The sequence below is a fragment of the Mesorhizobium sp. RCAM 06353 genome (assembly GCF_059683585.1).
The window spans coordinates 6,581,018-6,594,720 of sequence record NZ_CM185031.1; the positions used below are offsets into that span (position 1 = coordinate 6,581,018).

At 60.1% G+C, this 13,703-nt stretch carries 13 protein-coding genes; 3 read left to right on the forward strand and 10 right to left on the reverse strand.

Going from position 1 to position 13,703, the window contains the following annotated elements:
• Positions 1–430 precede the first annotated feature (430 nt).
• From AC56QX_RS31820 to AC56QX_RS31830, 3 genes are read right to left on the reverse strand one after another with little or no spacing between them, the layout of a single operon-like run.
• Positions 431–1,360, reverse strand: coding sequence for an electron transfer flavoprotein subunit alpha/FixB family protein (locus AC56QX_RS31820; RefSeq protein ID WP_497112507.1), 930 nt, complete (start codon positions 1,358–1,360; stop codon positions 431–433).
• 20 nt (positions 1,361–1,380) lie between these two features.
• A complete protein-coding gene (locus AC56QX_RS31825) occupies positions 1,381–2,130 on the reverse strand; it encodes an electron transfer flavoprotein subunit beta/FixA family protein (protein WP_258589156.1) in 750 nt (249 codons plus the stop codon).
• A 48-nt stretch (positions 2,131–2,178) separates the two neighbouring features.
• Positions 2,179–4,620 carry a GcvT family protein gene (locus AC56QX_RS31830; RefSeq protein WP_497117998.1) on the reverse strand — a complete coding sequence of 814 codons (2,442 nt, stop codon included), beginning with the start codon at positions 4,618–4,620 and terminating at the stop codon, positions 2,179–2,181.
• 141 nt (positions 4,621–4,761) lie between these two features.
• Here AC56QX_RS31830 and AC56QX_RS31835 point away from each other — a divergent pair, with 141 nt between their 5' ends.
• A complete protein-coding gene (locus AC56QX_RS31835) occupies positions 4,762–5,640 on the forward strand; it encodes a LysR substrate-binding domain-containing protein (protein ID WP_497112508.1) in 879 nt (292 codons plus the stop codon).
• 388 nt (positions 5,641–6,028) lie between these two features.
• On the opposite strand, the gene AC56QX_RS31840 is transcribed toward AC56QX_RS31835, so the two are convergent.
• The 5 genes from AC56QX_RS31840 to AC56QX_RS31860 are packed head-to-tail and all read right to left on the reverse strand — an operon-like array spanning position 6,029 to position 9,810.
• Positions 6,029–6,811, reverse strand: a complete 783-nt coding sequence (locus AC56QX_RS31840; protein ID WP_497112509.1) for an aspartate/glutamate racemase family protein — start codon at positions 6,809–6,811, stop codon at positions 6,029–6,031.
• 36 nt (positions 6,812–6,847) lie between these two features.
• The gene (locus tag AC56QX_RS31845) at positions 6,848–7,690 is read right to left on the reverse strand and encodes an ABC transporter substrate-binding protein (protein ID WP_497112510.1); all 843 of its coding nucleotides are present in this window, start codon (positions 7,688–7,690) and stop codon (positions 6,848–6,850) included.
• 28 nt (positions 7,691–7,718) lie between these two features.
• Positions 7,719–8,381: an amino acid ABC transporter permease gene (locus AC56QX_RS31850; protein WP_497112511.1), complete on the reverse strand. Its 663-nt coding sequence runs from the start codon at positions 8,379–8,381 to the stop codon at positions 7,719–7,721.
• On the reverse strand, positions 8,381–9,025 hold the full coding sequence (locus tag AC56QX_RS31855) for an amino acid ABC transporter permease (protein WP_497112512.1): 645 nt from the start codon (positions 9,023–9,025) through the stop codon (positions 8,381–8,383). Before AC56QX_RS31855 ends, AC56QX_RS31850 begins: the two co-directional genes overlap by 1 nt.
• A complete protein-coding gene (locus AC56QX_RS31860; protein WP_497112513.1) occupies positions 9,022–9,810 on the reverse strand; it encodes an amino acid ABC transporter ATP-binding protein in 789 nt (262 codons plus the stop codon). The genes AC56QX_RS31855 and AC56QX_RS31860 overlap by 4 nt, the downstream gene beginning before the upstream one ends.
• A 585-nt stretch (positions 9,811–10,395) precedes the next feature.
• On the opposite strand from AC56QX_RS31860, the gene AC56QX_RS31865 reads away from it, so the two are divergent.
• Positions 10,396–10,602, forward strand: a complete 207-nt coding sequence (locus AC56QX_RS31865; protein WP_497112514.1) for a hypothetical protein — start codon at positions 10,396–10,398, stop codon at positions 10,600–10,602.
• Here AC56QX_RS31865 and AC56QX_RS31870 read toward each other — a convergent pair.
• Entirely contained in the window at positions 10,585–10,980 is a 396-nt protein-coding gene (locus AC56QX_RS31870) for a hypothetical protein (RefSeq protein ID WP_497112515.1), read from the reverse strand. The two genes, AC56QX_RS31865 and AC56QX_RS31870, sit on opposite strands and share 18 nt — an antisense overlap.
• Positions 10,981–11,125: 145 nt before the next feature.
• Entirely contained in the window at positions 11,126–11,311 is a 186-nt protein-coding gene (locus AC56QX_RS31875) for a hypothetical protein (RefSeq protein WP_497112516.1), read from the reverse strand.
• Positions 11,312–11,633: 322 nt separating this feature from the next.
• On the opposite strand from AC56QX_RS31875, the gene AC56QX_RS31880 reads away from it, so the two are divergent.
• Positions 11,634–13,265: a M20/M25/M40 family metallo-hydrolase gene (locus AC56QX_RS31880; protein ID WP_497112517.1), complete on the forward strand. Its 1,632-nt coding sequence runs from the start codon at positions 11,634–11,636 to the stop codon at positions 13,263–13,265.
• The last annotated feature ends 438 nt before the right edge of the window (positions 13,266–13,703 follow it).

Here is a 13,703-nt window from a genome sequence, read left to right on the forward strand (position 1 = left end):
TGTTCTTGAACCCGTACATCAGTTCGATGTTGTTGAACTAGCCTTCGCCGGACCGGCCATAGGGAAGCCACAGCGCTGTCGTCCACGTTGAGATGCTGAAGCTCGTCCTTCTCCCCACAGTACCACGTCGGCGCCGCAAGCGCGCTGTACGGCGTGGTTTTCCATCAATGTCCGTGTCTGGTCTGGCGTCTTGGCAAGGAACAGATAGCCGCCTTCGTAGCTGTGTTTACGGCTTCGGCTCGTCGTCGGGATGGCCAGCAGAGCCAGCTGCCCAGACCGATGCCATAGCAGCCGGCATCGCGGGCGAGGAAAGTGGCACCCCAGCGCGAACCATCGACTGTAGTCTCTGGGTCGCCGTCTACTGCAACAGTGTGGATTGCGCTTGCAGGCACACGACGATGCAGTCGAAGCCGCCCTCCCGCAGAGAGCGTCAAAGCGCCTTCTGCAACTCCGGCAGGATGACGAAGAGATCGCCGACGAGGCCGTAGTCGGCAACCTGGAAGATCGGCGCCTCTTCGTCCTTGTTGATGGCGACGATGACCTTCGAATCCTTCATGCCGGCGAGGTGCTGGATGGCGCCGGAGATGCCGACCGCGATGTAGAGATCGGGAGCGACGACCTTGCCGGTCTGGCCGACCTGCCAGTCGTTGGGCGCATAGCCGGCATCGACAGCGGCGCGCGAAGCGCCGACCGCCGCACCGAGCTTGTCGGCAACCGGCAGGATGACTTCCTGGAACTTTTCCGAGGAGCCGAGAGCACGGCCGCCCGAAATGATGATCTTGGCCGAGGTCAGTTCCGGACGGTCGGTGTCCGACAGCTTGTTCTCGACGAAGGTGGAGAGGCCGGGATTGGCCGCCGCCTTGACGGTCTCGACCGCGGCCGAGCCGCCCTCGGGGGCTGCCTGGAAGGAGGCGGTGCGCACCGTGATGACCTTCTTGGCGTCGGTCGACTGCACGGTCTGGATGGCGTTGCCGGCATAGATCGGCCGCTTGAAGGTGTCCGGCGAGACCACTTCGATGATCTCGGACACCTGTGCGACATCAAGCAGGGCCGCCACGCGCGGCGCGACGTTCTTGCCCGACGAGGTGGCGGGCGCGATGATGGTGTCGTAAGCGCCGGCGAGCGACACGACGAGCGCCGCCGTCGGTTCGGCGAGGCGCTCGGCGAGCTCGTCGGCTTCGGCCAGCAGCACCTTGCTGACGCCCTTGAGCTTGGCGGCGGCGTCGGCTGCACCCTTGGCGCCCTTGCCGGCCACCAGCACATGCACGTCCGAGCCGATCTGCAGGGCCGCCGAAAGCGCCTTGGCGGTCTGGTCGGAAAGGGTGGCGTTGTCGTGTTCTGCGATGAGGAGAATTGCCATTTTATCTGTTCCTTCCGATCTCAGAGCACGCCGGCTTCGTTCTTCAGCTTGTCGACCAGTTCGGCGACGCTCTTGACCTTGACGCCCGCCTTGCGGCCGCTTGGCTCTTCGGTCTTGATGACCTTGAGGCGCGGCTTGACGTCGGCGCCGTAGTCGGCCGGGCTCTTTTCGTCGAGCTGCTTCTTCTTGGCCTTCATGATGTTGGGCAGCGAGGCGTAGCGCGGCTGGTTGAGGCGAAGGTCGGCGGTGATGATCGCCGGCATCTTCAGTTCCACCGTCTGCAGGCCGCCGTCGACTTCGCGCGTCACCTTGGCCTTGTCGCCGTCGAGCACGACCTTTGAGGCGAAGGTGCCTTGCGCCCAGCCGAGCAGGGCCGCCAGCATCTGGCCGGTCTGGTTCGAGTCGTCGTCGATCGCCTGCTTGCCGAGGATGACGAGGCCGGGCTGTTCGGCGTCGACGACGCCCTTCAGCACCTTGGCGACGCCGAGCGGCTCGGTCTGCTCGTCGGTCTTGACCAGGATGGCGCGGTCGGCGCCCATGGCGAGCGCGGTGCGCAGGGTTTCCTGCGCCTGCTGCGGGCCGATCGACACGACGATGATCTCTTCGGCCTTGCCGGCTTCCTTGAGCCGGATCGCCTCTTCCACCGCGATCTCGTCGAACGGGTTCATCGCCATCTTGACGTTGGCGAGTTCCACCGCCGAACCATCAGCCTTCACACGAACCTTGACGTTCGCATCCACAACCCGCTTCACGGGCACAAGGATCTTCATTTGCTTATCCTTCGGAGAATTTTGCTGACACTTCCATTGCCTGCACGGTCACATACGGGCGCGCTTGGCTTCCGGGTCGTAGGGCGACTCCGTGATCACGCACGCCCTACGACGCTCGCCGAGGATCGGCACTACGAGTTCTGTGCCGGGAACGGCAAGGTCGGTCGGAAGAAGGGCGATCGCTACGTCGCAACCCAGAGTGTAGGAGTAGGTGCCGGAGGTGATGCGACCGACGAGGCTGCCCTGGTGGTAGACACCCTCGTGAATCAGCGAGCTTGCTTCGTTGGTGTCAATCGAAAGCGTGACCGAGCGGCGAGCGATCCCCCTTTCCTTCTCCTTAACAAGGGCATCGCTACCGATGAAATTACCTTTGTCGAGTCGAATGAAACGGTCGAGGTTGCTTTCCCACGCGGAAAGCTCCGGGTTCATGTCGCGATACATCGCCCGATAGGATTTTTCGAGGCGCAATGATTCCAGCGCATGCATGCCGATCAGACGAAGGCCATGTGGTTCCCCGGAAGCGAGCAGCGCATCTAGCAGATGCCTCTGGTAGCAGAGCGGATGGTAGAGTTCCCAACCGAGTTCACCTTCGTAGTTGACACGGAGCATCCGGACGTCGCTGGCGAGCCCAACCGTGCCCGATTTCACGCCGAACCATGGGAACGCGTCGTTCGAAAGATCGATCTCCGTCAATGGTTGCAGCACGTCGCGCGCCTTCGGGCCAACGATGGTAAAGCAGCCCCGGTCATTGGTGACGTTGCGGAGATGGACGCTGCCGTCTTTCGGCAGCAGTTTCGAAAGGTCGTCGAAATTCCAGCGCTCCGCCCGCGGCGTAGAGATGAGATAGAAGGTTCCTGCCTCAAGGCGGGCAACTACGTACTCTGCCTGGACGCCGCCTTTCGGTGTCAGATGATGGCTGAGATTGACACGACCAGTCTTCGGCAGTCGATTTGCAAGAACCCAGTCCAGCCAAGCCTCGGCACCAGGGCCGCTGACCTCGAATTTGGTCATCGGCGTCATTTCCACAAGGCCGACGGCGTTGCGGACCGCATGAACCTCCTCGCCGATGTACCTGCCCTTCTCAGTCCAGCGCCAGCTGTACTGGTCCTTGGCTTCGACGCCTTTCGGCGCGAACCAGCTCGGCATTTCCCAACCGTTGAGCACGCCCCAGACGGCACCCCGCTCGGAGAGCCTGTCATAGGACGGCGCGGTCTTCTGGGGCCGGGCGGCAGGCATATCCTGACCCGGATAATGCAGCTCGGCATGGGTACCCCAAGCCTCACGGACCTTCTCGCGCGTCCAGTTTTTGTTGGCGTAGTCGCCGAAGCGGCGCGGGTCGATCTCGGATGTGTCAAGACTGTTAGCGCCCTCCACGATGCGCTCGGAAAGATAGTAGCCGATCGCTCCGCCCCACAGGATGCCGCCCGGCACACCTTCGGCAATCCAGACATTTTCGAGACCCCAGGCAGGACCGACCAGCGGCAGTTCGTCCGCGGTCATCTGAAAAGGGCCACGCACATTGGCCTTGAGGCCAACACGGCCCAGCGCCGGGACCAGGTCCATCGCCCTCTCCCAGTTCCATGCGACCGCGTCGAAATCTTCCTCAAGGAGATCGGCTCCAAACCACTCCGGCACACCGTTCTCGGCAAACAGCTTCAGATGCTCGGTCTTTTCATAGGGACCGAACATCAGCCCATCGCCTTCCTCGCGCAAATAGCCTTCAAAACCCTCGTCGCGCAGGATCGGCATTTCCGGCAATCCCTGACGCTTGCGTTCGACGACCTCGGGAACAGCGTCCGTGATCCAATACTGATGCACGATCGGGATCGCCGGAATTTCGAGACCAAGCATCGCACCCGTTTGGCGAGCATAGTTGCCTGTGGCGGAAATGACGTGCTCGCAGATGATCTCCCCCTGATCGGTTTTTATTTTCCACTCGCCATTTGGCATACGCTCAAAGCTTCGGACCTCGGTGTTCGTGTAGATCTTGGCCCCGCGATCACGCGCGCCCTTGGCCAGGGCCTGTGTCACGTCGGCCGGTGCGATATGGCCGTCATCGGGATGATAGAGGGCGCCGAGCATGGTCTTGTTGTTTTCAAGCAACGGCCAGAGTGCACGCGCTTCAGCAGGCGATATGAGTTCAGCGCGGATACCTTGAACCTCGGCAACGCTCATGTAGCTCTTGTACTCGTCGAATCGGTCGCGCGTATTCGCAATGCGAAGCTGGCCGCATTTGTGCCAGCCGACATGCTGGCCTGTCTCGGCTTCGAGATCCTCGTAGATCTCGATTGTCTTCTTGATCATCCGGCCGATGTTGATGCTGCGAGCGTAGGACGGGATTAGGCCGGCGGCGTGCCAGGTGGAGCCGGCCGTCAGTTGCGTGCGTTCCAGTAGCGCAACGTCCGTCCAGCCGCGTTTTGTCAGACCGTAGAGAATGGCCGCGCCAACGCAGCCGCCACCGACAACTACGGCTCGAGCATGACTTTGCATGAGAACAGGATCCTTTTTTGAAATTCCAGCCACTTTACAAACGGCGGCGGCACTTGTGATCTTGCTAAAAAATGTCCAGAGGCATAACTTTGATTTATGCATCGACTTCGGTCTCTTGTGCCTTCGGCCAACTATCTTTTCGTGTTCGAAGCCGCCGCCCGACGGCAGAGTTTTACGGCTGCCGCCGAAGAGTTGAACATAAGTCAGCCTGCTGTAAGCAAGACGATTCGGCTCTTGGAGGATGCAACAGGACTGAAGCTTTTCCGGCGCGAGCACGCACGTCTGGAACTCACGGCCGAAGGCCGGCGGCTCTATAAGGAAACGCAGGAGACGTTCGACCACCTGCACATGGTGATCTCAGCACTCAGGCAGAAGCATTCGAAGGATATCGTGCGCGTTTCTTTCTCCGCCTCTTTCGTGCAGCTATGGCTGCTGCCGCGATTGAATGACTTCAAGGCGCAATATCCAGATGTCGCCCTCCGCATCGAGGAAAGCGGTCGCGACGATCAGGACCTCATGGAGGAGGACATTGACCTGTCGGCGCGGCTGGGGACGGGCAAATGGCCGGGGGTCCATGCCTGGCACTTCGCAACGGAAGAGGTATGGCCGGTATGTAGCCCGGCTTATCTCAAGGAACATGGGCCGATCCATCTGCCAGTCGAACTCGTCAATCACGCGCTGCTGCATTGCGAGGAGCGCCATCGTTCGCGTATGGGCTGGCGAGAATGGTTGGAGCGTAACGATGTCTCCGTCACCAGGCTAACGCAGGGCTTTGTCTTCACTGACGCCCTGAACACAATTGAGGCAGCTGTGCTTGGCCAGGGGGTCGCCCTTGGGTGGAAGCATCTGGTGCGCGACCATATGCGGGCGGGGCGGCTTGTTTGCCCAATTCGCTCGAACTATCGGTCCGGCCAAAGCATCCATATCATCATGCCGGCACAGCGTCCCCCGAAGCGCGGCGCGGAGCTGTTCCGTGATTGGCTTCTGGAGCAGGACGCCGACGCCTTAATTGCCACCTAACTTATTCCGCCGACTAGAAACCCGGACATCGTCAGAAACATCGCCGTAGCGCAGGTGTCCGGTGCTGGTGGCATGGTTCTTCTCGGAGACGTGAGAACGGGGATCGTCGAGTCCTTAAGACGGCGGACAAACTCAGGCGCACGTTGAGCATGGACACGACATTCGAGATGCACCTTCACCCCACGCGTCAGCACCCGCCTTACGGCCCGCGTGACGAGATCGTCGACCGTCATCGCATAAGCGACGCGTTCCGTTTCTGCCGCCATTGCCAAGGTCATCGTTCCAAGCGCGATGCGGCTCACCGCAAGCCCGAACGGCCGAGGAGATAGTGGTGGCCAGCAGACCTGGATGGTATTCCTGTTTGGTGTTCCGCCGATCTTGCTTGTTGTCACATATGGCCGGAATAGGCCTTGCGGGTGACGCTCTGCTGCACGTGGTTGATCATGGTGATGAAATCGAAGACCGGGCGCCCGGTCGCCGCCTGGACCGCGTGAGCGTAGGGCGGCAGATCGCTGCATTCGAGCAGGATCGAGCGAACATCGGGGTTGTCCTTCACAAGCTTGCGGGCAACTTCGGTGACCTCGCGTTCGATCGCGGCGGAATCGAGCGTGCCTTTTTCATCGAGGATCGCCTCACGGAATTCGGTCTGCGCTTCCATGCCGGCAACGGCGATCGGGATGTTGCCCGGCACGTTGCATGACTCGAAATGACGGGGCGTCAGACAAGCGCCATTGGCGGTGATAATGCCGACAGTGCCGCCAGAGAACGCATGCATGAAGGGAACCTGCATGATGCTTGAGAGAAAAACCGGGATGTCGACGGCGGCTGCCACTTCCTTCTGGAAGTACGCCATGAACCCACACGCGCCGGTGATCGCCTTGACACCACGGTTCTGCAATTCCAGAGCAGCCTCTACGAAAACCTCACAGAGTGCCGGGTCGCGCTGGTTTATAAGCCGCTTGCTTGTGGCGCCTCGCACCTCTTGGTAGCGGACCGGAAATTGATAGGTCGTCGCGTTGCCGACATTGCCTGGCACGCATGGATAGGCAGCATCAAGAATTAGGATGCCGATCGATTCACCATACCACGACTGGGTCTTGCGAGTGACTGAGTGGACAGCCATCGTTTTGTCTCCGCAATACTTCTTGTTTCGAGTTTTCCGCCCCGCCAAATGCGGGGCGGAAGATTTGGGCTGGGGACTTATTTCTCAGTGGATGAGACGCGGCGCACCCGTGTCGGCAGCCGTACCGTCCAGGCCATACGACTTGATAATCGTCACGATCGTTCCGTCGGCATGCATGGCTTCGATGTCAGCATCGAGCGCGGCACCGAAATCCTTGGCGGCGGAAGCATAGGGGAAAGCCGCCTGAGCTGCCTCTTTCGTCGCCTTCACGCGTTCGTCCGGAGCTGTGACCTTGACTTGGACGTCCTTCAGAGCGCCGCTCTTTTGCGCGACGACACCGGTCGAGTAGCCATCGAAGGCAACGTCGATGCGGCCTGACAGGAGGTCCTGCTGCAAGTTTACCGAGTTCGGGTAGAGCTTGAGCTTGGAGCCGAGCATCGCCTTCAGGTCGCTGACCCAGAGGTAGCCCTGCACGGTACCGACACGCTTTTCGCTGAGATCGGCCAGCTTCGTGAGGCCGTCTTTCGAATAGATGCCCATCTGATCGGTATAGAGAGGACCCGAGAGGTTCATGACCTTTGCGCGCTCGGCGGTGCGATACCAATCACCGACAGTAATGTCGGCCTGTCCCGAAAGGACGTATTGAATGGCGGCCGCCGGATCGACAGCGATCGCCTTGACGGTCAGGCATTCCCGCTTGGCGAACTCGTTGGCGATGTCGCCGTCAATACCCTTCAAGTTGCCATTTGCTTCGAGGTAGGAGTGGGGAACCAGGGTGGTGACGGCAACGGTCAATGAGCCCGTCGAAACTGTCGCGAACTTGTGCTTTGGAGTGCAGTCCTGAGCGAGGGCTGCCTGGCCGAAGGCAAGGGCACCTGTAATACCGGTAAGAAAAAGACGGACTGCGTTCTTCAGTGAGTAGGCCATACTGGTAGGATCCTTTCCTTGTGAAGATCTAGCGAAGAGCATACGAACCCGCCCGCCTTTCGAGGTGGCTGACGATTAGCGAGGCGGGGATGGAGATGAAAGCGTAGAGGACGCCGGCGGTGAGCAGCACGGGAAAGTAGCGGAACGTGTTCGATCCGATTTCATAGGCGCGGCTGACGAGCTCCGGCAGAGCGATCGTGAAACAGAGCGACGTCCCCTGAAAGATCAAGATGGAGAAACCAAGCAGCGCGGGGAGCGCGACGCGTAAGCCTTGCGGCAACAAGATGTAGCGTAGCGTGTCGAGCCGATTGAGGCCGATCGACAGCGCGGCCTCGCGCTGGCCGTCCGGGATGGATTGCAGGCTGGCGCGGATGATCTCGCTTGTATAGGCGCCGGTGTTCCAGGTGAGCGCTATGACAGCAGCCGCAAAGGATTCCAGTGCCAGGCCGGCGGATGGCAATCCGAAGTAGATGAACTGCAGCAATACAAGGGCCGGTGCGCCGCGGCCGACCTCCACGAGGAATAGCGATGCAGCTTTAACGGGTCTCCTCTTGGCCAGTACGCCAAGTGCAAGCAAGAGCCCAAAGGGAATGCCGAACAACAGGCTGAAGGTCGTGACTTGCAGGCTTGTCGACAGGCCGGAAATAAGGTCCGGCATCCAAGCCGCAAGTTCATCGGAGGACGGGAACATCAGCGCGCTACCTTCGCCTGCAGATAGCTGTCAGCAACACGGGAAAGCCACGCGACCGGCAGACTGATCAGCACATAGATCAGACCGACCACGGCGAAGACTTCCAGACCGCGGAAAGTCAACTGTGACTGCTGATTGCCGTAAAAGGTGAGTTCGGTGACGCCGATGGTCGAGGCGACCGCGGTTTCTTTCATCAGACCAATAAGGTAGCTCGCCGCGGAAGGGAGTGCGACGCGGAACGTCTGTGGCGCGACGATATCGACGAGGGTCGACCAGCGTCCGAGATTGAGTGCGGAAGAGGCTTCCCACTGGCCAGGATGGATTGAGGCAAGCGCTCCACGATAGATTTCCGCCATGTTGGCGGCAGAGATCAGGCCGAGGCTGGCGACTGCCGCGCCGAATGGGCTGATCGGAAGATAGGCTGTTCCAAGTCCGAAGAAGACGATAAACAGCCACAGGATTGGCGGGATGCCACGCACGATCTGGATGATTGTCATTGAAAGCGCCCGCAGTGGTACCGAGCGGCTCTGGCGAGCGGCGAGAAGCGGCATTCCGAGAAGCGCGCCGATGAGGAAGGCCCCAAGGGTCAGGCCGAGCGTCCAGGGCAAACCGCGCAGGATCGGCAACAGGTCGGCGGCACTCATCGGTCGTGAACCGCACGAAGGAACCGTTTCGTGCGCTCGTGCTGCGGATTGCGCATGACCTCGGTGGAGGGACCTTTTTCGACTACCCTGCCATCGGCCATGATCATGACCGTGTCGGACACGTTTTCAGCAAAGCTCATCTCGTGAGTGACGACGATCATCGTCATGCCGGTCTCGGCAAGCTCGCGCATGACCGCAAGCACTTCGAGGCCAAGTTCCGGATCGAGAGCCGACGTCGGTTCATCGAAGAGCATGACCTGAGGGTCGAGCGCCAGCGACCTGGCGATCGCGACACGCTGCTGCTGGCCACCGGAGCAGCGAGCAGGATATTGCTCCGCTTTGTCCCCAAGTCCAACGCGTTTCAGCAGCTGCATTGAGCGCTCTTCAGCTTCCTCGCGGCTGCGCCCGAGCACGCGCTCCTGCGCGAGGCTGATGTTTCTGAGCACCGTCATATGGGGAAAGAGATTGAACGACTGGAACACCATGCCAACGGAGCGGCGCAACCTCGCAAGCTCGGCCGAAGAAGCTGGTATCGTGGCGCTGAGGGTGATGTCGCCGACGGTGACAAGGCCACCATCCGGCGGTTCAAGATAGTTGATGCAACGGAGCAGCGTGCTCTTGCCAGAGCCGCTCGGCCCTATAATGGCAACGACCTCCCCAGACATAACCTCGAGATCAATGCCATCGAGGACTGTATGGCTGCCATAGCGCTTGCTAAGGTTGTCAAGCTGGATCAACGGCCGCTTCGGCGCGCCGGCGATGGCAAGCCCGTCGACTAGGCTCACGACATTTGCAGCTGCCCCAGACCTCTCGTATCCGCGATCCGTCATATTTGGTCCTTCGCCTTGGACACGGTAGCCATCTCCCCCCGTCGGATTTCACATCCAGAAAAGCCCACGTGCTGCCATAGGCGACATATACCTCGGCTCACGGCGGGCTATTCGACGTCATCAAGTCAGGTCGACAATGGCTCCGGCGCTGGCCCGCTCGGCCCGACTCTGCGGGCTTGATCCAGGCAGTTCCCTTATTATTAGGGTCACCTTAGATGACCGCGGTCGCCAGGATCAGTGCAAATAAAGTGGAGTGATCCATACCCTGGAGTTATGGATGACTTCATGACCAATTCTTCGGCAAGCACGGAGCAAGCGGCCGGGTTCTTTGTTGTAATTGTGAGAAGGTTGTGTTCGCTCCGCCTGTGGCCTGCGCATTCGCGACGACCGCATATGGGACAACGGCATGATCTTTGTAATGACTGATATGAGGCGCATCGCCACCATAGTCTACACTCCGGGAATGACTGCTCCAATGGCGGCCTCAGACCACACCCGGGGCCGCCATGTACGCGGAAATCGCCGTGGTTGGACTGCGACATGGGAATTGCCGATTACGGCCACCGCGGCGTGCCGAACGTGATCCTGGCAGCGCCTCTTATCAGCAGCGGCACCTGGAATTCCACGCACTTCAAAAACGCCGAATACAACAACTTGGTGAAAGACAATGTCGCCGCTTTGGACCTCGAATCCCAACGCTGGCCGCCCATCGAGGCGGCCTTTTCACTATCATGCATGGTTCACTAGGCCGGGTCGGCCCGATTTACGAAGCTCCACAAGCAACTTCGCTGCCGCCCCGCCGTAACCAACACAAACCTGCTCGGCCATCGGCAGCGAAGTCCAGGCGGTTAGTTCGGCAACCAGGGGGGCGTTGTCTGCGTTTATTGGCGCAGAAATAAGCTGTCCGTTCTTATCCATCATGATAGCGACGGTGCCGTCTACACCAAACCCAATGGCCGCCATTCTCTGAATTCGAATGTCGTTCTCTACGCGAACATCGAACAAGACAGATCCGCCAGTTTTCTCCGCAACATCACCCAATCGATCCGAAAACGGCCGATACATGCCGTCTGTGTTGGCGAGCGACTGCTCCAGTAAGACCAGCTCAACATACTCCGCCTGCATGCCGTGAGAGTGCCCGGCGGGTCGCGCCGGACCAATAGGCCATGGATGGCTATCCACAATTGTTTTCAATCCAGCTACGTAGTTGATCTAGATGAGTTTTTCTTGCTTACAGCATCGAAAGCCGACGCATGGTCGAGCGCGCTCTTCACGCCAGGCCGAAGTCCTTGGCATCTGTGTAAGAGACCGGCGCATTGAGCGAGGTCCCCTTGTTGATGAGGTAGGACCTCCGCCCCCACACAGCCCGACTGCCAGTCCAGGGCTCGTAGAAGTTTGTGGCAATATGCTGGTCTGCGCCGTAAGTCGCGATGAGGAACAGGGTCAGGCCCTGCATTGGCTTCACGTCAAGGCGAACTTTGGCCGTCGACATCATTCCGGATGCGATGCCCGTACCGCCGCCCTAGAACGGCTCCTCGCCGGGCAATATGCCAATTTATGCTAGATCAATAATTTGAGCGGGTCGGTGCGACCAGTACTGTGCCTGGTTGTCCGCCAACCATGGATACGAGGTACAGGCGTGTCCTGCCCCGTCAACCATCCAGGTCCACAGCGGTCGATGGGCGACGGGCGGTGGCCCATCACACACGGCCACGCATGCACTTGAGGCCCCGTCCCCAACCTCTACTATCGAATTTTGCCATTTGACCGGGGACATGATGGGCAACTCGACAACAAGCAATCTGTTCGAGCGCGCCAAGCGTTGGGCGATTGCCTTGACGCAGCAGAAAAGTGTCACCGGAACGGATGGCGAGGCGTCGTTCGGGTTGTGGCTTGCCGACGCGCTTAGCGCGGAGACTGTGTTTCGAGACGCAAGAATCTGGACGATCGAGGTTGAACCCGGGGATGGCCGCCACTGCGTGGCAATGCTGGTCCGGGGTGCGGGACGAGGCACCATCGTGTTGACCGGGCACTACGACACCGTCTCGACCCATGACTATGGTGAATTGGAAGACCTGGCGACCGAACCGGAACACCTCACCCGTGCCCTGGCCAAGAGCTTGAGCAGGGCGGAGACATCCGCCGGCCAACTGGCGAAAACGGATCTCGCCTCAGGAGAATTCCTTGCCGGCCGTGGCCTGCTCGACATGAAGGCTGGTCTTGGCGCCGGATTGGCCGTCTGCGCCAATTTTGCCGAGAGTGTCCGGCCTGTCGGCAATTTGCTCTTCATCGGCGTGCCCGACGAAGAGAACAATTCCGCGGGGGCGCGCAAGGCGGTCCAGATGCTGCCTGAAATTGCCAGGGAGCACGACCTCGATATTGCGGCCGCCATCAATCTTGACGCCATCGCCGACGATGGCGACGGCAGCAAGGGTCGGGTCATCGCGCTGGGAACTGTCGGCAAATTGCTGCCGACCGTTTTCGTGGTTGGCGTCCCCGCCCACAGCGGCTTTCCCTTGAATGGGCTCAATGCGGGTACACTCGCTGCCGCGATCGCGGCGCGCGTTGAATGGGCGACGGAGCTTACTGACAATTCCCAGTCGCTGGCGGGAACACCGCCAAGCCTTCTCAGCATCCGTGATGGCAAGGCCGGCTATGACGTGACCACGCCAGCGACAGCCTTTGCCACGTTCAATGTACTGAGCTATCGCCGAGCGCCAGATGAGGTGCTGGAGCGTTTCGACAGGCTATGCCTCGATGCGGCGAGCGACTATCAGGCGCAACTCACCCGACGCCTCGATTCGAGGGCCAGCAATTTCATCGCCAAGACAATCCCGTCGTATCGCTACGATGTCGTGCTGAGCCGTCTCGATGCGGGAGCGATCTCGAAGCTTGACGCGCTCAGCACTTCCATCGCCGCCGGCGATTTCCCTTTGCCCGAACAGTGCCGGATCGTGACCGAGGAGGCTTGGAAGCTGAGCCAGCTCCCAGGCCCGGCAATCATCACGGGGTTTGGCTCGGTCCCCTATCTGGCAACGAACCTTTCAGATGCGCCAATAGCAGCGAGGCTGAGGGCAATCGCCGCCGACATAGCAGCTCGATCGAGCGTCTGTTACGGCAGCGATATCAGTTGCACGGAGTATTTCGCCGGCATTTCGGACATGAGCTTCTTTGGCGAGGCCGCCGCGTCGGGTTTCGATGCGGTCGGCAAGAACACGCCAATGTGGAGAGACGGCGTCCGATGGCCCAGGGCGCACGGGCTTGCGAACATACCGACCATTAACATTGGCCCATGGGGTCGAGACTACCACACGCCGCTCGAACGTTTGCACACAGGCTATGCCTTTGATGTCCTACCACGGGTTCTCCAGGATGTGTGCGTGGCCCTCCTCGGTTCCATCGACCAGTGATCTGGGATGAGCAATTCACATTCGATCACTTCAGGAACGCTGTTCGCAGATATCGGAGGCACGAGCGGAGAGCACCGTTTCGGAGACGGCGGATTTTCTGAACCGCTTGTTCGTCCAATCCGATTTCGCCTCCCGAAATGCGCAAGACGCCGATAGGGACCAGTTTGTCGCTGGCGCAAACAGCAATTCGCGACAAATCTTGCCATGGGAAAAGGCGCGAGTCCGGCAGCCGTGTCTCGACAGGCGATGATGCGGCAGGATGATGACGCGGGGCAGGTCCGATTGATCAGGCCCCGCTCCATCAGTGCATGCAATTGCCGCCAGCTACGCCGACCGTCATCGGTTGGCAGCACCGTCGAACGACACTCGATTGAGATGAAGGACTCGAGCTGAGGGATCACCGCTCTCGAAACGGCCTGCGGACGCCGCCATGCTGCG

Excerpts from the sequence above, each read along its gene's own strand:
- AC56QX_RS31820 (WP_497112507.1), bottom strand. The coding sequence starts at position 1,360 with ATGGCAATTCTCCTCATCGCAGAACACGACAACGCCACCCTTTCCGAC.
- AC56QX_RS31825 (WP_258589156.1), bottom strand. The coding sequence starts at position 2,130 with ATGAAGATCCTTGTGCCCGTGAAGCGGGTTGTGGATGCGAACGTCAAG.
- AC56QX_RS31830 (WP_497117998.1), bottom strand. The coding sequence starts at position 4,620 with ATGCAAAGTCATGCTCGAGCCGTAGTTGTCGGTGGCGGCTGCGTTGGC.
- AC56QX_RS31845 (WP_497112510.1), bottom strand. The coding sequence starts at position 7,690 with ATGGCCTACTCACTGAAGAACGCAGTCCGTCTTTTTCTTACCGGTATT.
- AC56QX_RS31850 (WP_497112511.1), bottom strand. The coding sequence starts at position 8,381 with ATGTTCCCGTCCTCCGATGAACTTGCGGCTTGGATGCCGGACCTTATT.
- AC56QX_RS31855 (WP_497112512.1), bottom strand. The coding sequence starts at position 9,025 with ATGAGTGCCGCCGACCTGTTGCCGATCCTGCGCGGTTTGCCCTGGACG.
- AC56QX_RS31865 (WP_497112514.1), top strand. The coding sequence starts at position 10,396 with ATGGGAATTGCCGATTACGGCCACCGCGGCGTGCCGAACGTGATCCTG.
- AC56QX_RS31870 (WP_497112515.1), bottom strand. The coding sequence starts at position 10,980 with ATGCAGGCGGAGTATGTTGAGCTGGTCTTACTGGAGCAGTCGCTCGCC.
- AC56QX_RS31875 (WP_497112516.1), bottom strand. The coding sequence starts at position 11,311 with ATGCAGGGCCTGACCCTGTTCCTCATCGCGACTTACGGCGCAGACCAG.
- AC56QX_RS31880 (WP_497112517.1), top strand. The coding sequence starts at position 11,634 with ATGGGCAACTCGACAACAAGCAATCTGTTCGAGCGCGCCAAGCGTTGG.